At 43.0% G+C, this 20,464-nt stretch carries 16 protein-coding genes and 1 pseudogene; 6 read left to right on the forward strand and 11 right to left on the reverse strand.

The window, feature by feature from the left end; translation table 11 throughout:
- Positions 1-300 precede the first annotated feature (300 nt).
- Positions 301-795, forward strand: a complete 495-nt coding sequence (locus V7L01_RS16845) for a DUF6174 domain-containing protein (RefSeq protein ID WP_335036624.1) — start codon at positions 301-303, stop codon at positions 793-795.
- 464 nt (positions 796-1,259) lie between these two features.
- Positions 1,260-1,631 carry a hypothetical protein gene (locus V7L01_RS16850; RefSeq protein WP_335036626.1) on the forward strand — a complete coding sequence of 124 codons (372 nt, stop codon included), beginning with the start codon at positions 1,260-1,262 and terminating at the stop codon, positions 1,629-1,631.
- A 170-nt stretch (positions 1,632-1,801) separates the two neighbouring features.
- On the opposite strand, the gene V7L01_RS16855 is transcribed toward V7L01_RS16850, so the two are convergent.
- The 7 genes from V7L01_RS16855 to V7L01_RS16885 all read right to left on the reverse strand — a co-directional run bounded on the left by V7L01_RS16855 (position 1,802) and on the right by V7L01_RS16885 (position 10,856).
- Positions 1,802-2,806 (reverse strand): transaldolase, encoded by a 1,005-nt coding sequence (locus tag V7L01_RS16855; RefSeq protein WP_335036628.1) that lies wholly within the window; start codon positions 2,804-2,806, stop codon positions 1,802-1,804.
- A gap of 148 nt (positions 2,807-2,954) precedes the next feature.
- Positions 2,955-4,385, reverse strand: a complete 1,431-nt coding sequence (pyk, locus tag V7L01_RS16860) for a pyruvate kinase (RefSeq protein ID WP_335036759.1) — start codon at positions 4,383-4,385, stop codon at positions 2,955-2,957.
- Between the two features lie 249 nt (positions 4,386-4,634).
- Positions 4,635-5,678: a type I glyceraldehyde-3-phosphate dehydrogenase gene (gap, locus tag V7L01_RS16865; RefSeq protein ID WP_335036630.1), complete on the reverse strand. Its 1,044-nt coding sequence runs from the start codon at positions 5,676-5,678 to the stop codon at positions 4,635-4,637.
- Between the two features lie 156 nt (positions 5,679-5,834).
- Complete coding sequence (locus tag V7L01_RS16870; RefSeq protein WP_335036632.1) at positions 5,835-6,878, reverse strand: DUF2891 domain-containing protein; 1,044 nt, start codon at positions 6,876-6,878, stop codon at positions 5,835-5,837.
- Between the two features lie 36 nt (positions 6,879-6,914).
- Positions 6,915-7,256 carry a hypothetical protein gene (locus V7L01_RS16875; RefSeq protein WP_335036634.1) on the reverse strand — a complete coding sequence of 114 codons (342 nt, stop codon included), beginning with the start codon at positions 7,254-7,256 and terminating at the stop codon, positions 6,915-6,917.
- A gap of 425 nt (positions 7,257-7,681) precedes the next feature.
- A complete protein-coding gene (locus tag V7L01_RS16880) occupies positions 7,682-9,268 on the reverse strand; it encodes a B12-binding domain-containing radical SAM protein (RefSeq protein ID WP_335036636.1) in 1,587 nt (528 codons plus the stop codon).
- Between the two features lie 604 nt (positions 9,269-9,872).
- A complete protein-coding gene (locus tag V7L01_RS16885) occupies positions 9,873-10,856 on the reverse strand; it encodes a CHAD domain-containing protein (protein WP_335036638.1) in 984 nt (327 codons plus the stop codon).
- Positions 10,857-11,142: 286 nt separating this feature from the next.
- Between V7L01_RS16885 and V7L01_RS16890 the strand changes: the two genes are divergently transcribed.
- Positions 11,143-12,210, forward strand: coding sequence for a DUF3616 domain-containing protein (locus V7L01_RS16890; RefSeq protein ID WP_335036640.1), 1,068 nt, complete (start codon positions 11,143-11,145; stop codon positions 12,208-12,210).
- Between the two features lie 68 nt (positions 12,211-12,278).
- On the opposite strand, the gene V7L01_RS16895 is transcribed toward V7L01_RS16890, so the two are convergent.
- On the reverse strand, positions 12,279-12,683 hold the full coding sequence (locus tag V7L01_RS16895; protein WP_292718668.1) for an NIL domain-containing protein: 405 nt from the start codon (positions 12,681-12,683) through the stop codon (positions 12,279-12,281).
- A 473-nt stretch (positions 12,684-13,156) separates the two neighbouring features.
- Here V7L01_RS16895 and V7L01_RS16900 point away from each other — a divergent pair, with 473 nt between their 5' ends.
- The 3 genes and pseudogenes from V7L01_RS16900 to V7L01_RS16910 form a co-directional block, all read left to right on the forward strand.
- Positions 13,157-16,213 (forward strand): response regulator, encoded by a 3,057-nt coding sequence (locus V7L01_RS16900; RefSeq protein ID WP_335036642.1) that lies wholly within the window; start codon positions 13,157-13,159, stop codon positions 16,211-16,213.
- Entirely contained in the window at positions 16,185-16,571 is a 387-nt protein-coding gene (locus V7L01_RS16905; RefSeq protein ID WP_335036644.1) for a response regulator, read from the forward strand. The genes V7L01_RS16900 and V7L01_RS16905 overlap by 29 nt, the downstream gene beginning before the upstream one ends.
- A 388-nt stretch (positions 16,572-16,959) precedes the next feature.
- A pseudogene (locus tag V7L01_RS16910) lies at positions 16,960-17,211 on the forward strand (L,D-transpeptidase); the annotation flags it as partial.
- 78 nt (positions 17,212-17,289) lie between these two features.
- On the opposite strand, the gene V7L01_RS16915 reads toward V7L01_RS16910, so the two are convergent.
- From V7L01_RS16915 to V7L01_RS16925, 3 genes are read right to left on the reverse strand one after another with little or no spacing between them, the layout of a single operon-like run.
- Positions 17,290-17,997 carry an actin-binding WH2 domain-containing protein gene (locus tag V7L01_RS16915; RefSeq protein ID WP_335036646.1) on the reverse strand — a complete coding sequence of 236 codons (708 nt, stop codon included), beginning with the start codon at positions 17,995-17,997 and terminating at the stop codon, positions 17,290-17,292.
- Between the two features lie 42 nt (positions 17,998-18,039).
- Positions 18,040-18,744: an actin-binding WH2 domain-containing protein gene (locus V7L01_RS16920; protein ID WP_335036648.1), complete on the reverse strand. Its 705-nt coding sequence runs from the start codon at positions 18,742-18,744 to the stop codon at positions 18,040-18,042.
- Positions 18,745-18,767: 23 nt separating this feature from the next.
- On the reverse strand, positions 18,768-20,315 hold the full coding sequence (locus tag V7L01_RS16925; RefSeq protein WP_335036650.1) for an NAD(P)/FAD-dependent oxidoreductase: 1,548 nt from the start codon (positions 20,313-20,315) through the stop codon (positions 18,768-18,770).
- Positions 20,316-20,464: the final 149 nt, after the last annotated feature.

Below are 20,464 nucleotides of genomic sequence, written 5' to 3' on the forward strand. Positions count from 1 at the left end.
GTAGTTTATTAAAAATTGCTACTAAATACTGGTTTAACTAAGTAGCTGGACAGAATATTTACAGTCATTGCGTACTCCTTTAGAGAACCCGTAGGGTACGAAGCTTTCGCGTAGCGACTGCGTAGAGAAGAGAAGCAATCCCAAACCCTTGCTTATACCCTTTGAGCCATTCCTCTATTTGCTCCTCAACCCACTGGGAAAAATCTTCTATTTCAATTAATGTGTGTGAATTTTCTCAGGTTTTCTGGAATCCTGTTTAGCCAGATTGAAGTTAGAAATCAACATTAACAAAGGATTGATATGCGTTTGCCTATTGCTATTGGTGCAATCTTAGTAGCATCTGTGAGTTTTAACGCCCCAGTAATGTCTGTGCCCCCTACGAATGGAGTACAAACAGAGATTGCTAGCTCAAACTTAAGACAGCTAAAAATTAATCAGCGATTGTGGAATCAACGAAAAATTGACAGCTACCGCTACAAACTTAGCAATAATTGCTTTTGTGTTCCCGAAGTTAGAGGCCCATTAATTATTGAAGTACGTAAAGGCAGAACAACTTCTATTACCGATGCAAATACTGGTAAGCCAGTTAATTCAAAATTATTACGGCAATATAGTACAATTCCCAGGCTCTTTAATCTGATTCAGAATACGATCGCTCGTGGAGAATCCGAACTAACTGTGGTATACAACTCACAACTTGGTTATCCAACCCAAATTAATATCGGTAATTTAGCTGCCGATGCTGGTATATATACTACAATTAGCAATTTTCAAGAACTCCGTAAAGGCTCATAATATCAATCAATAAAGCGATCGCTCGGTTTTATAGCAATCCTGAATCAAACGTGCAGAAACAAGATCCCCGACTTCTTAAAGAAGCCGGGGATATGCGGGTTGCAAATAGAATTGCTATAGTTCGTAGACTTAGATATTTTCACGCAATCAAATCTGATTGCTATATATCCCGATATTATAGAGTGGAAGTTTGCTCTCGACGATCTCGATCCTATGGAGCGTTATTGGGGGCATTGTAGTCAATTAATCAAGGCTATACATTCTCAATGTCAAAAGAATTACATTGTGCTAGATACTAACTATTTATATACACAAATTACAAAAAAATACAACTATCTATAAGGGTGAAATTTCAATAGAGAAAATCATCCTAAATTGAGTTTAAAAAAAAGTATATGAGCAATAATTTGCCGACTTTAAAGTGTTTAATAAAGTTATTACCAAAAGTTTAGAGAAGCAAAAACATGAAAGGTTTCAGGAAACTATCCTCAATAGCAATGTTGCTATGCGCCTTTGTGTATCCGCCCTCATTAGCTGAAGCAAAGGATATTTCTCTAAGTAGTGTTCGCAATGAACAGAGCGCCGCGCCAGAGGCTAACCTAGTTGGAGATAAAACCGGAGAGCTTTTAATTGCTCAACGGCGGCGGTCAGAACGATACCAAAACATCCGACGACGGCAGATTATCCGAGAACGGCGGCGGTCAGAACGATACCAAAATCGACGCCAGCCTTCCCGACGATACCAAAATATCCGACGACGGCAGCAGTTAAGAGAAGAGCAAATTATCCAACGACGGCAGCCTACCCGATACCAAATTATTCGACGCGGCTATTGAAGACTGCTGATGCAAATAACAAATGGTTAGTGGTTATTTTATTAACCACTAACCATTAACTATCATTATGTTGTAAAGGAATACCAAAAAATCAATTATCCATAAGCTGATGGTGCATTACGGCTTGAGCCTAACGCAGCCTACTTTGGATATTTTTTAATTGGAAGTCCTTAATGGGTTGCTACTACCTCTCCTTCAAGGCGAACTAGTCGGTCTGCCAAAAGTTTCTCAAGGTCTTCTAATGCTTTGGTGAAACCTTTGATGCCCTCGTCTAATTTGTCAGTTGCCATGCGGTCTGCGGCGTGCATCTTGTCATAAGTAGCTTTGTCAATGGATATCTTTTCGATTTCCAAGTTTGCTGCCTTGGCGGGGTCGAGTTTGCGTGGCAGTTCTCCAACAGTTGCATGTAATTCACCCAAAAGCGATGGCGAAATAGTTAACAAATCACTACCTGCAAGTTCAGTTATTTCACCAAGGTTACGGAAGCTAGCTCCCATAACTTCGGTTTTATAGCCGAATTTCTTGTAGTAGTTGTAGATTTTGGTGACGGACAAAACTCCTGGATCTTCGGTTGCTGGGTAGCTATCGCGTCCGGTATCTTTTTTGTACCAGTCAAGAATCCGACCGACGAAGGGAGAAATTAGAGTAATGCCAGCTTCTGCACAGGCGATCGCTTGGTGAAGACCAAACAACAAGGTAAGGTTACAGTGAATACCTTCTTTTTCGAGAATTTCCGCAGCGCGAATACCTTCCCAAGTGCTGGCGATTTTAATCAAAACGCGATCGCGGCCAATTCCAGCGGCTTTATACTGAGCAATTAAATCCCGTGCCTTAGTTAGGGTAGCTTCGGTATCGTAAGACAAGCGAGCATCCACTTCCGTAGATACGCGGCCGGGAATGATTTGCAAAATCTTTAATCCAAAAGCAACTGCCAAACGGTCAAAAGCTAGAGAAACTATCTGTGCTTGGGTGGCTCCGGCTCCAGCATCTTTCTTCGCTTGGAGTAAAGTTTGATCGACAATTCCCTGATATTCTGGCATTTGTGCCGCAGCAGTAATCAGCGAAGGATTGGTGGTAGCGTCTTGGGGTTTGAACTTTTCAATTGCCTGGATATCCCCTGTATCTGCGACTACAACAGTCACTTGTCGCAATTGTTCCAGTAAATTCTTAGACATAAAATACTCCGTAATGTTTGTTTAGGATTTACTTATTCCCCAGTTCTTTACACTCTTTACTCTTCCTTCAATTCTGATTCTGGCAATTTTTCTCGATCGTTGCCCAATTTTGCTTACTATCTTCAGCCACAGCCTTATTCTAAGTGGCTTATGCAGAAATTGGCTGTCCAATGGAATGCACTTTAATTAAACTAGTTGTGCCCGATTTACCAATTGGAACACCAGAGGTAATAACTACTTTATCGCCCTTATTCGCTAAACCCATATCTACAACTGTGTTCACCACATTGGTAAACATCTCTTCAGCATTGTGGACTGGTGGAATCAGCAAAGCTTCCACACCCCAAGAAAGGGCTAGTTGGCGATAAGCAGTGATGTCGGAGGTGAGGGCAATAATCGGAGAAGTAGGGCGATATTTAGACACCATTCTCGCCGTATTTCCTGATGAAGTATTACAGAGAATTGCCCGCGAGCCTGTTTCATAGGCGATGCGACACACCGATTCTGCCACAGATTCGGTGACGCTGAGACTGCCTGCTTCATGACACCAGGCATGTTTGCTACCCTCATCTAGAACCTGTTCTGTTCGCACGGCGATATTGTGCATCATCTGGACGGCAGCAACGGGATATTGGCCGACAGCTGTTTCACCAGAAAGCATTACTGCGTCTGTTCCATCTAAGATGGAGTTGGCAACATCAGTTGCTTCGGCGCGGGTGGGATCGGGAGCGCTAATCATCGACTCCAGCATTTGGGTGGCTGTAATCACCGGTTTGCCAGCACGATTGCAACGGCGAATAATATCTTTTTGAATTAGGGGCACTTCGTGAATTGGTACTTCTACCCCTAAATCGCCACGGGCAATCATAATCGCGTCGGCAACCTTCAGAATGGAGTCAAAATTTTCTACTGCCTCTGCTCTTTCGATTTTGGCAATTAAGCGGATGGAAGCACCAGCAGCTTCAATCATCCGTCTGGCGGGTTCTAAGTCTTGTGGCGATTGCACAAAGGACACCGCTACCCAGTCTACACCCAACTGAATCCCAAAGCGTAGATCCAGTAAGTCTTTTTCGGTGATGGAATTAACAGGTAAAGGAGTTTGTGGTAGGTTTACTCCCTTGTGCGTAGAAATTAACCCGCCAATTTTTACTTGGGCGCGAATGCGATCGGCATCGCGATCGGTAACAATCAACTTGACGCGGCCATCATTAATCAAAATCGGTTCGCCTGGTCGCACCATTGCAAACAGAGTCGGTAATGGTAGGGGTAGTTCGTCGATACTGTCACCCTTTTCTTGCAAAACAAAGGTGACTTCACTACCAGCTTCCAAATTTAACCCTTCCGGTGGTAAAGTTCCCAAACGAATCTTCGGGCCACACAAGTCTTGCATAATGGCGATCGGCTTTTGCTGCTCAGTACTAATTTGTCTGAGATAGTGAGCCGTTTGGGCGTGGAATTCATAAGCGCCGTGGGAAAAATTCAGCCGCGCCATATTCATTCCAGCTTCTACTAAAGCTTGCAGCTTTTCGGGTGCAGATGTAGCCGGGCCAACAGTACAAATGATTTTGGTTCGACGCATAGGGATTGGGGGTTGAGGAATAACCTGCAAATTTGGATACTTGGTGCGTAGGCGTAGCCCGTCGTAGACATCGCACAAAGCATCCAAATCCACACGTGCTTCATATCACTGGTTTGCTAAATTAAGATACTAGATGGCGTTTTGTTTTAAGTGTATTTACCATTTGACCCAAATCCCAAAAGTCTCTAGTCAAGAGTCAGCAGTCAGAAGCTAATGACTAATGACTAATGACTAATGACTAATGACCAATCAAACCACAGCCGCTGTCGGTGCGAGTTTTTCCTTCTGCGACATAGACAACATCAGGTCAATCACGCGATTCGAGTAGCCCCACTCGTTGTCATACCAGGCAATTACCTTAAAGAAATTGGAATTCAACTCAATCCCAGCACCTGCGTCGAAGATACTAGAATGGGTATCGCCTTGAAAATCTGTAGAAACTACTTCTTCATCTGTGTAGCCCAGAATACCCGCTAGCGAACCTGCGGCAGCTTCCTTCATGGCAGCACAGATTTCTTTATAACTAGTAGCTTTGGCAGTTTTGAAAGTTAAATCAACCACAGAGACATCAGGAGTCGGAACTCGTAATGCCATACCAGTCAGCCTACCCTTCAATTCTGGTAAAACCAACGCTACAGCTTTAGCTGCGCCTGTAGAAGAGGGAATAATATTCTGGCTTGCACCTCGACCACCCCGCCAGTCTTTCTTGCTGGGGCCGTCTACAGTTGGTTGAGTGGCAGTCATCGCATGGACTGTGGTCATTAACCCTTCAGTCAACCCAAAGTTGTCATTGATGACCTTAGCTATGGGAGCTAGACAGTTTGTAGTGCAGCTAGCATTAGAGACAATGATATCCTTGCTGGGGTCAAACAAGTGATGATTTACACCCATTAGTAAGGTAGTAACTCGATCTGGATCTTTAGTGGGAGCGGAAATTACTACTCGCTTTGCACCTGCTTTCAGGTGGTTTGCGGCTCCTTCGTGGTCAGTGAAGAGTCCGGTAGCTTCCACCACATAATCTGCGCCTAATTGTCCCCAAGGTAACTCTGCTGGGTTCCTCACCGACACGCAAGGAATGAAGTGTCCGTCAATCAGGATACCATCTTCCTTGGCTTCAACCTTGTGCTTTAATCTGCCGTGGGTTGAGTCGTACTTTAATAGGTAAGCGAGGTTATCTGGTGGTACTAGGTCGTTAATGCCTATAAACTCAATGTTGGGGTTATCGATGCCAGCGCGAAGCACAAGTCGCCCGATTCGACCGAAGCCATTGATACCAACCTTCAATTTAGTCAAGATTAAACCTACCCTTGTGGAAAGTTGAACAAAAGGAGAAAGTTAAAAGTCAAAATAGATTGCCTTTTACTCTTTACTCTACGATCCTGACAGTCTCAGTCAGCTAAGGCATATTTACTTGGCATATTTTAAGGATTGGGGCATTAGGCATCGAGATTAACTAATTTGCCCTTGCAACCCACGATTCGTTAGGAGATAAACAGCAAAAGTACCTACCCAGTGACTGGCTGCATAATGTTCGCTGACAATATCTGCTAATCCATGCTGACGATGGTGAAGGGCAGTAGAGCGAAGTGTTTCTCGGCGGCGATCGCTATTTGCCAATCCAGAAACGATCCCCTCAAGCATCCAAGCGCGACTGAGATTAAGACCGTAGAAGTGGGATTGCATATAATCTTGAGGATTATCTACTCCAGGTAGTTTTAACCAATTTGCGGAATTATCAATCGGTATTTGTGGCAGAAAATCAGTCAGCCAGTCAGCGAAAGCTGTTGTTGGCAGGACTCGCCGCATCAGGTCTGCTTCAGCAAGACCAGGAGAGAGAAAATCGTAGCCAAGCGGCTCGAATTGTAATGAGTAGTTGCGATCGCTAAGATAAAATTGCCGTGCTTTGTTCTCCACTAACTGAGTGAAGTCAGCATTTTCGGTAATCCGTGCCCAATCTAGCATCAAACCAAGTGCAAAAGCTGTTTGGCTATGCATCCCTGTGCGATTTGGGAGTTTCAGTCCGTTAATCCAACGGTGTAAATTACTAGCAATCAACTTTTCTAGCGGTTCCAATACAATCCGCCATTGTTTCGCTTGAGGATGATTCCACTCGTGAAGTTCCGCAGCCAGTTGCAGAAGCCATGCCACACCATAAGGAAATTCAAAAAAAGGTAGCCGTTGGAAATGGGCAATTTCTCCTTGAATCTTCTCAGGTGTTAGGCTTTGCTCAAGTGCTTGTTTTGACGCTGCGTTGAATGAGGCTTCAGGAAAGTGACGCACCAGACGTACCAGCAACCAGTGGCCATGTACGGCTGAATGCCAATCTAAGCAGCCATAAAAAGCAGGAGTCAATTCACGCGGTGGTTTTATATCCTCGTCGCTATCAGCCCAATACAAACCACTGTGGGGATATTCTCGCCCAATACAATCCAGCACCAATTGAGCAAATTGTGCTGCGATCGTTTCATTAATCTCCAAATGATCGGATGGCATGGTCAGCCCCTTTGGGGAAGTCAAAAGTCAATAATTTTAAACCCCATAAATAAATTTAGGGTCTTTCTCGGCGCGGATAGCTTGGTAAAAGCGTAGCGTTTTTAATGCAGACGAACGCATTAACATTGTATCGGGATACATTGGCATTGCAGGGCGACGCATTAACATTGCATCGGGATGCATTGGCATTGCAGGGCAACGCATTAACATTGCATCGGGATGCATTGGCATTGCAGGACAACGCATTAACATTGCATCGGGATACATTGGCATTGCAGGGCGACGCATTAACATTGCATTGGGATGCATTGGCATTGCAGGGCGACGCATTAACATTGTATCGGGATGCATTGGCATTGCAGGGCGACGCATTAACATTAGACCTCTTGCAAAAGTCCCTAACACCCCACCCCTAACCCCTCCCCGCTCTTCGGGAGGGGAGCGTTTGCTTTACTCAAACGCGGGGTGAGGTTCTTTATTTTTGATTTATGCAAGAGGTCTATTGTATCGGGATACATTGGCATTGCAAAGTATTGTCTTTAACAAAGTTTCGGGGTTTAATTAATTCCCCTGCCTTTACAAGCAGCACGTTTTGTGTGAGGGTTAAATCCCCGTTACAAAACGTAATTGTGTTAGCGTAGCGGGGCGTAGTAGTCTGTCAAGAACTAATTGACGGATAAATAAATCTTTCAATTTCTCTTCTTTCCTTCTTCCTTCGCGTACTTCGCGTCTTCGCGGTTCGTTCTTTATCCATCAAAATGGATTTGACAGACTAGTAGCCCATTGCGAATTAGTTTAATTCGCTACGAATTAACCATCACTTGTACTTCAGGTTTTACCTTAGCTTCTGCTTCCAAAAATTCAGCTACTTGAGCCTCAATTTCATCGCGGACAATCTGACGATACTCCAAGAAATGCTCAATTTGGGCACAAACAGCTAAGTAGCTACTCACCCCACCTGGATTATGCTGATACATGCTCCACAAGTTGCGCCAGAATTGCCAGCGCGTCTGACGACGTACACCTTGCCGCCAGCAAATGATCAGAAACGCTCGGAGTACTTTCCAGTTCAATGGTTTCTTGGCAGCTTTGCCCTTTTTCGGGTAGGTTGCTTCGCCCAAAAGCCGGAAATGTTTGTATGTACGCTCCAAAAACCGCTCTGGCTCATACAAATCACAGAACGCCTGCACATATTCACGAGCGATGTCTTCTAAAGGTCGAGTTGGGACAAAGTTCATCAACGTGGTTTGGTTGATGTTGGCTGATTTATTGCGGAGTCTTCCTTCCTTTTCTAATCTATGCCAAAGCGCTGTATCTGGAAGCGCTTGCAGCATACTGAATAAGGCTGTGGGAATTGCTGTTTGCTCGACAAACTTGACAATTCGTGCGCCTGCTCCGATTTTCTCACCATCAAACCCAATGATAAAGCCTGCCATAACTCGCAACCCTGAGCGGGTAATCTTATTCACCGCATCACTGAGTGAGTCTCTGGTATTCTGGTATTTCTGAGTGAAAGTAAGACTTTCTTCGTCTGGGGTTTCAATTCCCAGAAAAACGGCTCCAAAATTACACGCTACCATCAAATCCATCAGTTCTTGATCTTGGGCTAAATCAACTGAGGCTTCTGTGGCAAAGGAAAATGGATAGTTATGTTCTACCATCCAGGGCAGAAGAGACTTCAAAAATAATTTGACATTCCGCTTATTACCGATGAAGTTGTCATCCACCATAAAAATACTGCGCCGCCAACCCAGTTTGTAGAGATAATCAAGTTCTGCTAATAATTGCTCTGGGTTTTTGGTGCGGGGTTTGCGACCATATAGCACAATAATGTCGCAAAATTCACATTGGAAGGGACATCCACGCGAAAATTGCACCGACATTTCCGCATAGGCTTCAAATTCTAGCAAGTCAAAGCGAGGAGTTGGAGTGTTGGTAACATCTGGTTTTTCACCACCAGAGCGAAAAATGCCTGTGCGATCGCCCCGTGCGATCGCTGCTACAAATAAGGGTAGGGTAATTTCCCCTTCGTCCAATATCAAGTAATCTGCTCCGGCGGATGTCATTTCATCTGGTAGCGCTGTCGGGAAGGGGCCACCCACAGCTACCCGTTTACCTCTGCGTTTTGCTTCTACTATCTGAGAGAGCAAATCCTCTTTTTGCACAATCATCGCCGACATAATAACCAAATCAGCCCAAGCCCACTCTGCCTCCGTACAGACGCGAACATTTCGATCTACCAGCTTGAATTCCCATTCTTGGGGTAAAATCGCAGCTACAGTTACCAAGCCTAAAGGCGGTAGCATTGCTTTACGGTCTAATAAAGCCAGTGTTTTTTCAAAAGACCAAAAACTTTTTGGAAAACGAGGATATACAAGTAAAACGTTCATATTCGATGCTTATAACCCTTGATGTTTGCTGCTGCTTGAGTTCATGTCAAAACAAATCAGTCTGACGATACATGAGAGCAATTTCTGTATGCAGTAGATGTAATGTAACCTCTACTATGACTGATTTAAACAAAGGAATATCTTTACAGGGCAAAATTACTACTTTCAGACCAGAGAGTAGCTCAAAATAGCTGAATGAATGAGGAGTTCAATCGCAGTTTCCAGAAATCCTCAAACATGCATGGGTAAAAGATTTAGCCGGAAATACCAGAACTTGTGGGACGGCTCTAACGTCTGTTCTTTGTATGAATTGGCAAATTGGCAACTCTGAGAAAATTAATTGTGTTATTTTCAAGATTATACAAGGTGTATTTGCACTTTCAAGCTATTTAGACGGGCTGCAACCCGTCTTTATTTATCGCCAGTGTTTAATTCCAGCCCCAAAATAGGCATTCCCAGTCGCAGACTGGGAACGAGGCCAGAAATTAGATATTTTTCTGATACAAGGCTGTATAAATCAATAACTGCAAACCTGTTGATTGAGTGAAGGGATGGAACGCACCCCAACTTAGCTAACGCTTGCTTTCCCAACAAAAAGAAACTTTTAACTTATTACTCCTGAAAGCGGGTGCAGTATTGTTAAATGAAAACTATGCCTAGTTTCAGTTTTCAGATACCTTTCTTGCAAAGGTTGCCATTCTTGCCAGGACTGGTAACGATTTTCAGTTAGCAAGTTAGCAAGGGTGGGTAACTCAGTCTGAATTTCTGATTTAAAGACATCTGCAAGCCAGTCAGTTAAAACGGCACTATCTTGCATCGTCCCCAAAATTTCTTGGATATTTTTCACTTCTGTAATATAAGCTGCGTAAGACTCCCCATATAAGTCAGTAAATAACTCCATCTGGTAGCGTATACGTTTCGCTTCTTTTCGCAAACTATGAAGATTTTCACCTTCTGTTGTCAATTGTTTTTCTATCTTTTCTGGTTCCCAGTTTTTCTGGATTTTTACTTCTGATTCCACAAATTGAGTGCCAACTAGCCAACCCGGATGCAGTAAGAAGTTACTCACTTCTGGTAAAAGTAAATCTGGTAAGACTTGCCCAATAGTAATAGATGCCAAAGGTTGATAACTGGGTTTCTCTAACCATTTCTCTAATGCATCTTTTAGAGATTTGTAAGATTCATCTTTTAACGTTTTTTGTACGCTCGATAGTACATCTTCACGTTGTTTTGCCAAAGCTGTGAAAGCTGTTTGTAGAGATTCCTGCTCTTTACGGGGTAAGTTTGGTTTGTAATTGTTTTCCAAACTTTCTTTGAGTACGTCTAAATCTCTCAAACTACCAAGACGACGGGCTATTTTGCCAATATTTTTATCGCTGACGGGTTTCGGCAAATCCACCGCTAGCCCAAACCGAGTTACAGCTGTCCGTAAGCGGCGCATTCCTACTCGCATTTGGTGCAGCGCTTCTGGATCTTCATCTTTCTTTACTGATTTTTCCCACTTAAAGGTTTTCTTAAAGTGTTTTTCAATCGCTTGGTAGGCGTAGTCACCTAGAGTTTTTACCGTGGGTTGTGTAGCTAATTTCATAATTGTTCTTAATCACTACCTCGTGAGGTTATTGCATAATAACATTAGTTAAAAACTTGGATCTAGTTTAGATATTTTTTTATGCAATGTGGGTGGTAAATTATGCTTATGACTATTGATAGTTGCATTCTTTTCGATAAATATACAATATCTATCAAAGGTCTAAATAGCACATCCCCCTAGCGAGATGATATGAGCTATATTTCTTAGATGATTTTTGTCGAAAATTTAAATTTGTATTATAATACCATGACTAAAATTTTTCTAACTATTAAGATAATTTAGAATGCCAAACTCACACTTGCTCAGTCAAGTTTATTTGACTTTTGTAGATAATTTTAAAGAACATAGAGAAGACTTATCAGCGCTGCTGCTAACACATCAAAAGTATTTATGGTTGGGGTCAGATGAAACCTCAACTATTGAACGTCTCACTTTGCTTGATACTGATAAATTTACAGACCACGAACAATTTCGGGTAGCAGAATTTATCAATTTACCTGCACCAGAAGACCAAGAAATTGATATAGAAGGACTTGCTTACAGTGATTACTACTTATGGTTTGTTGGTTCTCACAGCTACAAACGTAAAAAATCTAAACCCGAAAAAACAGATGCAAAAAATTTTAAAAGGCTAGCAAAAATTGAATCAGAACCCAACCGTTACCTCTTAGGACGGATTCCGATGATAGACGGTAAGTTATTCTCATCTTGCCCACACCCCCAAAACCCAGATGTGCAGTTGAATGCCGCTAAACTAGAGGTGACGAACCAAGGTAATTTGCTGATGACAGCTTTAGTAGATGACGCCCATCTAGGCTTGTTCATTAAGGCAGCAATTCCCGGAAAAGATAATGGCTTTGATATTGAAGGAATAGGCATTTATCAAAACCGCATTTTTCTGGGTTTGCGCGGCCCAGTCTTGCGAGGTTGGGCTGTAGTGCTGGAAATAGAGTTAGAAGATTCTACCCCTGGACTCTTGAGACTAAAGCAAATTGGGGAAGCGAAGGAGTTATATAAAAAGCATTTTATCTGGTTAAATGGTTTGGGAATTCGGGATTTGTATGTAGATGAAAAAGATTTATTGATTTTAGCCGGGCCAACGATGGATTTAGATGGCCCCGTGCAAGTTTATCGCTGGATAAATGGCGTTAACTTGCGAGAAAATGTCTTCAGCAATCCAGATTTTGTACAAGATATTCCCTATGGAAATCGAGAAGAACATGCTGAGGGAATGACGCTGTTTCAGGATGTAACTGGTATACCTTCGCTATTGGTAGTTTATGACTCTCCGGCAAAAACTAGGCTGGTGGGTGATAGTGGTGTAATAGCGGATGTGTTTAAGCTGGGCTAAAATCAATTTTGGATTTTGGATTGGCGAGAAAGTTGGATGGGCAATTCTCGGTGGTCTATGCGGTAATCTTAAAGGTTAGTAGAGATTGCCTGTACGGGACAGGTGGGGATACACTGTTCGCAGACGATACAGCGCGATCGCGTGAATGTCAACTTGTATGTCTCTGGATGGAGGGTGAGGGCTTCGGTAGGACAAACCCCAGTACACAAACCGCAGTGGACACACACATCCTCATCGATCGCAATTTCGCCTAAAGTATAAGAAACATTAACATGACGCGATCGCATCCACTCGATCGCCGCATCTAATTGATCGATATCTCCCGATAATTCCACTACCAGTTTGCCAATTTGATTTGGGGCAACTTGGGCGCGGATAATATTGGCAGCAACGTTGAACTCTTTGGCCAGTACGTAAGTGACTGGCATTTGTACGGCGCGTTTGGGGAAGGTAAGTGTTACTCGTTTTTTCACAGGTTTAGCAGAGGGTTTTTTCTGTTGTAGCGTATTGACCGAAGAGGCAGGGGAGCAGGGGGAGCAGGGGGAGTAAAGAGAAAATCATAGTAATTTTTACTCAGGACTTACGCACAGGTAACGGAAAATCGAACCGCAGAGGACGCAGAGGGCACGGAGAAATAAGAGTTTCAGAGAGTTCTTGCGTAAGTCCTATTACTAGCGAAATAGTCCCAAATACACTTATTTGCTTCTCTTCCCCCGCTTCCCTTGCCTCCCCTGCTTACCCATCTCACAAAATCGCATTGCTCCCTTTGAAATTCCCCTGCCCTTTTTCCTCTTTGATGACTCGGAAGATAGTTACTCAGTTACGAGGATGTAGCGAGTAGAGAATGGTGTGGTTTAATTACTTGAAAAGCGCTGTAATTGATTTTGCAATTTAAGTTTATTGCTTGTTATCTGTTGTATCCATTTTAACTTGGAAAGCTTTTAACATGAAAATTTTAGTTGTCGAGGATGATGAGTTAAATGCCTATGCACTCACCGCCGTTTTGACTAACCAAAACTATGCGGTTGAAGTTGCCGCCGATGGTGATGCTGCTTGGAATTTGATTCAAACTTACGATTACGATCTAATCCTCCTGGATGTAATCTTACCCAAGCTAGATGGCATTAGTCTTTGCCGTCAAATCCGGTCTAGTGGTCTGCAAATGCCAATATTGTTATTGACGGGGCGCGATAGTAGTCATGAGAAAGCGATTGGATTAGATGCAGGCGCAGATGACTATGTAGTTAAACCCTTTGAGCAAGAGGAGTTAATTGCTCGGATTAGGGCGCTGTTGCGTCGCAAAGGCATAACCTCGCAACCTGTACTGGAGTGTGGTAAGTTGCGGCTAGACCCTAAAAGCTGTGAAGCGATTTATGCTGGCAATCTGTTGCCACTTACGCCAAAAGAGTTTGCTCTGTTAGAACTATTCTTGCGAAATAATCGCCGGGTGTTTAGCTGTGGCATGATTTTAGAACATCTTTGGTCTTATGAAGATACTCCACAAGAAGAGGCTGTTCGCACTCATATCAAAGGGTTACGGCAGAAACTCAAAGCTGTAGGAGCGCCCAGTGATTTGGTTGAAACAGTTTATGGTATTGGCTATCGTCTGAAACAACAGGAAGAGGAAGTAGGGAGTAGGGAGCAGGGAGCAGGGAGCAGGGAGCAGGGAGCAGGGAGTAGAGAGCAGGGAGCAGGGAGCAGGGAGCAGGGGGAAAATTCCTCTGCCTCTTCCCCAGCCTCCAATCTCAAATTACAGCAGCAAACACTAATGGCAGTTGCGGAAATTTGGCAACGATTTCAAGGGCGGGTGGACGAGCAGGTGAGGGTGTTGGAGAAAGCGATCGCAACTTTAAATCAAAATAGTTTAAATCCGGAATTACTCTCCCTTGCAGCCAAAGAAGCGCATACCTTGGCAGGATCTTTAGGTACTTTTGGCTTACCTGTTGGCTCAAAATTGGCCCGCAATATCGAACTACTGCTGAGTTCTGGTCAAACCTTGAGTAAATCTGAGATTAGTAATCTCGAAAATTGGGTCAAGTTATTGCGTCGAGAAATTGACGGAAAGGACGCAGAGCCAATGTCTGCATCACCAACCTCACAGGTATTAGAAACAGTGACGCAACCGTTGCAAAATGCTCCCCATGCAGAAACTAAAATATTGGTTGTGGATGACGATCCGCAAATTCAGGCATTGTTGCAAAGCTTACTTAGCCCTTGGGGACTTAAAGCGATCGCTCTTGAAGATCCCCGTCAGTTATGGGAAACTTTGGAAGCGGTTGCCCCTGATATGCTGATTCTGGATGTGGAATTACCCTATATAAATGGTATAGAACTTTGCAGATTGGTACGCAACGATTCACGCTGGAGTGAGTTACCCATCTTATTCCTCACTGTGCATAGCGATGCCGAGATGGTAAATCAGGTGTTTAGCGTTGGTGCTGATGACTTTGTAAGCAAGCCCATTGTCGGGGCGGAACTAGTAACCCGAATCGTCAATCGCTTAGAACGGATGAAACTGCGGCAGCGCGTGGTGCAGGGGGGTAGAAGGGCAGGAGGAGCAGGGGGGGCAGGGGGAGATAGGGAAGTAAATTCTTCCTCATCGCCCTTATCACCCAATTGGCAAGCCATTAACGAACTGGAACTGAGGGTAGCAGAGCGCACTGCTGAGTTAATTAACGTGAATCAACAGTTGCAGTCACAACTCGATGAACGTCAGCGGACGCAGGAAGAACTACGCTTCTCTCAAGCCCGATTTGCCCGGATTTTAGATATTGCTGATGATGCAATTATTTCCATCAACGGGTTTCAAAGCATCACCTTATTTAATCAAGGAGCAGAGAAAATTTTCGGCTACTCTGCCCAGGAAGTGATTAGCCAGGGTCTTGATTTACTCTTACCGCAGCGCTTTTTCCAAGTGCATCGTCAACATGTAGTTGACTTTGGTCAATCTCCCAATATTGCCCGTCGGATGGGAGAACGGCGGGAAATCTATGGTCGCCGCAAGGATGGTACTGAATTTCCAGCGGAGGCTTCTATCTCTAAAATAGACATGGGCGAAGAGATATTTTATACGGTTATCTTGCGAGATGTCACAGAGCGCAAGCAAATCGAACGCATGAAAGATGAGTTTGTCTCTGTTGTTAGTCATGAACTCCGCACACCTTTAACTTCGATTCACGGCTCTCTAGGAATGCTAGCCAGTGGTTTGCTACCGACAGACTCAGAGCAGGGAAAACGCTTGCTACAAATTGCTGCTGATAGCACCGAACGCCTAGTACGCTTAATTAACGACATCCTAGACATTGAGCGGATCGAGTCGGGTCAGGCGAAGATGGAGCCAGAAATCTGCGATATCGTCGATCTGATCGCTCAAGCAGTAAATGTCATGCAGCCTCTGGCCGACAAAGCCGGAGTGATGCTATCTATTTCTGCCCTATCCGCTCAAGTATTGGCAGATTGCGATCGCATTGTCCAAACTTTGACCAATCTACTGAGTAACGCCATTAAATTTTCGTCTGCTCGATCTACAGTATGGTTGGGGGCGCAACAACAAGGAAATGAAGTTGTGTTAACAGTCAAAGACACCGGACGCGGTATCCCCGCTGACAAACTTGAGAGTATCTTTGAGCGCTTTCAACAAGTTGACTCTTCGGATTCGCGCAACCACGATGGTACTGGATTGGGTTTGGCGATTTGTAAAAGTATTATGCAACAGCACAGTGGACGCATTTGGGCTGAAAGTACATTGGGCAAGGGTAGCACTTTTTACATAACTCTATCGTTGTTTGGGACTTTCCAAAATACTGATTTAGAGAACTCTTCTAATAATAGTAGTTACCAGCCAACCAGAAATGGCCAATTAAATCCAGATAGAGAATTTTTGACCAAAGGGCGTGTTACCACCCAAGAATTTGAACAACGGACGATCGAGTTACTTCAGCGAATTACCCTGAACCAACAAGAGGATAGCAGTAATGGCAACAAAGCAAATTCTAGTGGTTGATAACGAGCAGTATATTCAAGAAGTTGCCAAGATTTGCTTAGAAACAGTTGCAGGCTGGAAAGTGGAGACAGCGAGTTCTGGTCAAGAGGGCATAATTAAAGCTGAAACTTACCAACCAGATGCGATTTTACTAGATGTAATGATGCCAAATATGGATGGCATCGCTACCTTTGAAAAGTTACAAGCCAATCCATTAACCAAAGCGATTCCAGTAATTTTGTTAACTGCCAAAATCCAGGCTTCCGATCGCCGTCGCTATGCCCAGATGGGAACGATCGGTGCGATCGCTAAACCATTCAATCCTCTAGAATTAGCTGCTGAAGTAGCCGTAGCGCTGGGCTGGAGTCTGGAAAAATAAACTAAATAGCCCCTTTAATATATCCATAAATAATTGTGTTCTTTGCCGATTTATGTTATTGCGGTTCCCAAGTACATAAAGTACATATCAAAACCTCATCCCCAACCCCTCTTATTACTAAGGGGAGGGGAGATAAAGCACAGCTTTATAGAGTGAGGTTAAGCTGTACCTCGCTAGATTAGGAAACGCTATATGAAGTTTAAAGCATTAATTTTTTACATACAAAAATATATTAAACCTATATCTAAAGAAGTAGATTAATTAAGGAAAAATAAATAAATGCTGTTTAAAGTATCACGTGTTAATTTAACATCTGACTATACTTTAGGCAGAAGGATAAGAAAATTAATTCAGTTAATTTATTAGTTAAATAACAACATAAACCACGTTAGAAAACCCTACTTGGATAAACCCTTTTACAGGTAAGGCTATCCCAGGAGGAGATCCTGAAAACCCACTTGGTAAATACTGGATTGGATTTTGGACAAATGGTAAAAATTGGGTAGGCTTTCACGGTACTCCTAATCCTGATTCAGTTGGGAAGGCTGCCTCACACGGTTGTATTCGGATGTACAACAAGGATGTCAAAGAATTATTCTCTCAGGTAAGTTTGGGAACACCAGTTACTGTAGTGCGATAGCTGATATGGGGGCACGAAGAAAGTCTTAGTCGAGAATTTACCAGACATGCATGATATAAAACATGTAAAAATCTTAGATTAACGCAACCCTAAGATTTCGGAAATCGCCGCTACAATATCCAGATAAAAGTTGCCTTTCACTGCCCGAAACAATTCAAATTTAGAGTCAGGGGCACCAAAAAATGGTCTGAGAAACCATCCTAACTGCATACCAACAAAGGCATAAAGCAATAACCAGGATCTTAAAATAGTGGTGCGGGTTTTTTTACCAACTTCATCTTGTTGAGAAAGTAGTTGCATTCCTTCATACAGAAATTTAACGCCAAAGATGCCTGTAATGCCAAAAATTAACACATTCAACAGTTTAAAAAATTGATAAGAGTCGGGTGTTGTAATCAGAAAAAATAGCGTAACTGGTGCCAAGCTGAATAAAAGCACACTAATCACTGATACAGATGTGAGCAACACAACGAAATGTTGTTGAATACTGCTCCGCGAACCAAACAAAACATTAAAAAAGAACAAAGTCGGAAAACAAATAATCAGCGTTAATAAATAAAATGCTGGAAGTTTAATCGCACCAGTTAATGCCTGTGCCCAACTGTTAGATGCACCGATAATTGCGCCATAGATGGCAAAGAATATGGAACTAGTTACAAACAGAGAACTAATTTTATTTTGTAATCTTATTCCCAGACGAATTTCTTCTAAGAATGCCTGGCGATCGCGCAATAAATTAACCAAAACACCAAATTGTTGAATTCCGCGCTTTTGTTTTCCCAACATGATTTTATATGTTATATGTTTGGCTAAATTATTAATGGCTATTTAACGCATTCCCAACAGATAGCTAAGAGCGTGAATCACGCTCAAATAGAAATTACCTTCTCTTTCACGGAATAGCTCAAAAGCAGAACCAGGCGTACCAAAAAACGGTCTGAGAGTCCATCCTAATTGACTGCCGACGAAAGCGTAAAGAAAGAGCCAAAATTGTAAAATTTTCTGGCGTGTCTTGCTACCTTCATTCTCTTGTTCTAAAACCAAACTCGTGGCTTGATATAAAGACGAAACACCAATAAATCCAGTTATGGCAAAGATAAAGACATTTAACAGAATTAAAAATTGGTAATTATTGGTGGTAATTAAGAAAAACAGTGTGATTGGAGCGAAGCTAAATAAAAGTACGCTCGTGACTGAAACCGCAGTTAAAACTAATGCTAAATGTTGTGCAAAAGTCCGCTTGGAACCAAAAATAATGTTAGCAAAGAACAACGTCGGGATACAAATCAAAAGTGTGATTAAATAAAGCGCTGGGAGTTTAATGGCGGAAGATATGGCTTGCATCCAGCTATGGTATGCACCAATGATTCCGCCATAAGCAGCGATAAATAAGGAACTGCAAACTAGCAAAGAAATAATTTTATTTGGTAATCTCGTTCCTTGACGAACTTCCTCTAGAAATCCTTGGCGATCGCGCAGGAATCCAATCAGCACCGCAAAGTATTTTATCCCTAAAGATTTCCGTTCAATCATGTTATCCTCACACAGGTAAAATTCTAAGTTTCATCTGAGTAATCACTGCCAGAACCATACTTCCAGGCATCAATCAAACGATGCCAATAATATTGTTGTTCTTTTGGTTGATTCTTAATCCATGTTTCTAACATTGGACTTAGCGAAAGCAAGGCAGTGTATACACCTAAATTACTGTAATGTAACATCCAATCTAACAAACTTGCCAAACCTACTTGCGGAATTATCTTGGCAACTATTCCAGGATGATATAAACCAGTTTTTAACAGTGTTTGCGTTAGTGCTGAAAACTGCACTATATCTTGTAAAAATGGTTTTAATACTGGCGTACCCAACTGTTGCATTTCTTGAAATACTGCCGAAAGTAGTTGGTTAATTTGATCTGGAGCAATTTTTTGATTTACACCGACACTCATCGCCCTTTGAAACAACCAGGTAACAGTCAAACTTGGCTGATAGGGTTGCAGCAGCGTTAACGCTTTTGCAGATAATTGTTCAGTTTCTAGCGCTTCGGAAATACCATAAGTTAAACGCTTCAGGTGACGCACCATTGCCCCAAAACCACCAAAACTCAAGGGAGATTGACTACCACTGCTATCTCCGGCTGGGAGAATGCGATTCCAAGGGGTTTTTAGCGGACTTTGGCGATAGGTGGGAAAGAAGCCAAATAGTGCTCTTTGAAATTTCAGCTTGCTCAATTCCACTCCCTGATATTCTGGTAAAAGACGCAGATATTCCTCAAACAGAGCTTCTAAACTCAAGCGTTGGGGATGTGCATCCATGTAGGTAAACAAGTAAGTAGTTCTGCCATCCCTAGCTGGGAACGCTTCCCAAAAGTACTGACATTGATTCTGCAAAGATGTGAATGATAATAACAAGTCGCCAGAGTTATTTTCCGGAAAACCTTGAGCGCAACTTCCTACAACCAAGCATAAAGCGTCTGGTTTTTTGCCTTGGCGTGCTTGTTGGGTGATGGGTGAAAGATGTCCCATCGCGTCGATTAATAACCGAGTTTTGAATTGGTTATTTACCATCACCCCATCTGGATGAACCACCGCTTCGGTAAAGGGTGTGTTTTCTAACAACTTTCCGCCAGCGGCGAGAAATCGTGTTTTCAAGGTAGCTAGTAGATAAACTGGATCTACGCCGATATTCAAAACATCCTCTACCCAAACTTCTGTACCGCCATCAAAACTAACTCGCGCTGGGTTATATTTAGTGGCGATCGCACTCTCTAATTCCTTCTCTGTTAGCAAGTTCAATTCCACAAACACATCTAATTCTTTGCGAGAAATATTCCACTCTTGTTCCCTCCCCCGCAAAATTCCTCGTTCCATCAACGCTACCCGCAGTCCCTTCAGCGCCAAGGCGCAACCAATTAAAATACCCAAGGTGCCACCGCAGATAAGCACATCGTTGTCTACAACGCCTAAAGGCTGTTGACTTTCTTTAACTAAGGTTGGTACAGGTGCGGTGTTTTCACGCAGAGATGTGAGGATGCGATCGCCCTGACGCAATCCTGCTAAAACATCGCCTGGTAATTGGGAAAGAATTTCTTCAGTTAAAGACATTTTGGAAAAACTCAACTCTACATTCCAAAACTACCTGAGAATGAAGAAAGTAGATACGATCGCGATCAATTACGAATTAGCTCAATGAAAAGACCTCTCCCTGGTTTTACTATGCAAAACCGTCCCTCTCCGACTCGGAGAGGGACAGA

Source organism: Nostoc sp. (assembly GCF_036917095.1).
Classification (GTDB): domain Bacteria; phylum Cyanobacteriota; class Cyanobacteriia; order Cyanobacteriales; family Nostocaceae; genus Nostoc.

Bases quoted from the DNA above. Each gene is read 5' to 3' on its own strand.
- V7L01_RS16845 (WP_335036624.1), top strand. From the start codon at position 301: ATGCGTTTGCCTATTGCTATTGGTGCAATCTTAGTAGCATCTGTGAGT.
- V7L01_RS16850 (WP_335036626.1), top strand. From the start codon at position 1,260: ATGAAAGGTTTCAGGAAACTATCCTCAATAGCAATGTTGCTATGCGCC.
- V7L01_RS16855 (WP_335036628.1), bottom strand. From the start codon at position 2,806: ATGTCTAAGAATTTACTGGAACAATTGCGACAAGTGACTGTTGTAGTC.
- pyk (WP_335036759.1), bottom strand. From the start codon at position 4,385: ATGCGTCGAACCAAAATCATTTGTACTGTTGGCCCGGCTACATCTGCA.
- V7L01_RS16870 (WP_335036632.1), bottom strand. From the start codon at position 6,878: ATGCCATCCGATCATTTGGAGATTAATGAAACGATCGCAGCACAATTT.
- V7L01_RS16875 (WP_335036634.1), bottom strand. From the start codon at position 7,256: ATGTTAATGCGTCGCCCTGCAATGCCAATGCATCCCGATACAATGTTA.
- V7L01_RS16880 (WP_335036636.1), bottom strand. From the start codon at position 9,268: ATGAACGTTTTACTTGTATATCCTCGTTTTCCAAAAAGTTTTTGGTCT.
- V7L01_RS16885 (WP_335036638.1), bottom strand. From the start codon at position 10,856: ATGAAATTAGCTACACAACCCACGGTAAAAACTCTAGGTGACTACGCC.
- V7L01_RS16890 (WP_335036640.1), top strand. From the start codon at position 11,143: ATGCCAAACTCACACTTGCTCAGTCAAGTTTATTTGACTTTTGTAGAT.
- V7L01_RS16900 (WP_335036642.1), top strand. From the start codon at position 13,157: ATGAAAATTTTAGTTGTCGAGGATGATGAGTTAAATGCCTATGCACTC.
- V7L01_RS16905 (WP_335036644.1), top strand. From the start codon at position 16,185: ATGGCAACAAAGCAAATTCTAGTGGTTGATAACGAGCAGTATATTCAA.
- V7L01_RS16915 (WP_335036646.1), bottom strand. From the start codon at position 17,997: ATGTTGGGAAAACAAAAGCGCGGAATTCAACAATTTGGTGTTTTGGTT.
- V7L01_RS16920 (WP_335036648.1), bottom strand. From the start codon at position 18,744: ATGATTGAACGGAAATCTTTAGGGATAAAATACTTTGCGGTGCTGATT.
- V7L01_RS16925 (WP_335036650.1), bottom strand. From the start codon at position 20,315: ATGTCTTTAACTGAAGAAATTCTTTCCCAATTACCAGGCGATGTTTTA.